Below are 1,078 nucleotides of genomic sequence, written 5' to 3'. Positions count from 1 at the left end.
CCGGTGCGTCTGGTGGCCGAAATGGGCGCCGGCTTCGAGCAGCGAACGCATGGAGAATTCTGGCAGAGCCATGAGGTTAGTCCTTTATCCGATTGATCCGCCGCAGGCGCTGTAAAGGCGTAAGCCCTCGGATTGGAGCGGACGGGATGTCTCCCCGGCCGCGCCACGCCTGCGTGTGAAGTGGGCGGGCCTATAGGCGGGTTGGGGGGGAAAGGCAAGCGCCGCGGTCAGGCCGCCGCCAGCGCCAGCCCCGCCAGTCCGGCCAGAACGATCACGATCGGCGGGGCATAGCGGCTCCTGATGACATAGAGCGCCAACAGGGCCATCGCGGCGAGAAGGAACAGCGCCAGGCCTCCATGGGCCGGATCGTAAAGGCCCGCCGCGAGGCTGATCGCCGTGGCCGCGATCACGCCGATGACTCCGGCGGCGACGCCGTCGAGGGCGGCGCGGATGCGGGGTTCGGAGACGATGCTCTCCAGCCGGTCGTAGAAGATCATGGAAAAGGCGAAGGCCGGCAGGAAGACGCCCGCGGTCATGGCCACGGCGCCCGGCAGTCCGCCGGCGGCGTAGCCGGCGAAGGTGGCGAAGATGATCAGGGGCGCGGGCAGGACATTGGCGACCGCCACCCCGTCCAGGAAGGTCCCGTCGTCCAGCCAGCCGCGGCCGACCAGATCCTCACGCAGGAAGGGAATGGCGGTGTAGGCGCCGCCGAAGGTCAGCAGCCCGACCTTGAGCCCGGAGAGCAGCAGGCCCGGCCAGGCCGCCGCGGCCCCCGGGCCCTCGACTGTCGTCGCTCCGGCGCCGACGGTCTCGCGGGTCACGACCCAGACGAGCCCAGCGACCGCGGCCACCGCCAGCAGGATCAGCGCCTCCCCTCGCCGTCCAGCGAGGACCAGGGCGTAGGCGCCGGCTGCGGCCGGGAGGACGATCCAGAACGGCGCCCCCAGAAGCGTCGCCACGACCGCCGCGCCGCCGATCAGCCACAGGGCCCGGTCAATCAGGACGTGGGTGCCGATATGGTGGGTCGCGCGGATGATCAGGGCCACCACGGCCGCCTGGGCGCCGAGAAGCGCCGCGC

Annotated in this window: 1 protein-coding gene; it reads right to left on the bottom strand. The window is 71.3% G+C overall.

Translation table 11 applies throughout. The annotated features are described in order from the left end of the window. Positions 1–227: 227 nt before the first annotated feature. The coding region (gene chrA, locus Q8S40_RS21235; RefSeq protein WP_305671998.1) for a chromate efflux transporter at positions 228–1,078 on the bottom strand (851 nt) is incomplete at its 5' end.

Origin of the sequence: Falsiroseomonas sp., assembly GCF_030695085.1 — a bacterium.
Taxonomy (GTDB): Bacteria; Pseudomonadota; Alphaproteobacteria; order Acetobacterales; family Acetobacteraceae; genus Falsiroseomonas.
This window is presented reverse-complemented; position numbering and strand designations above follow the sequence as displayed.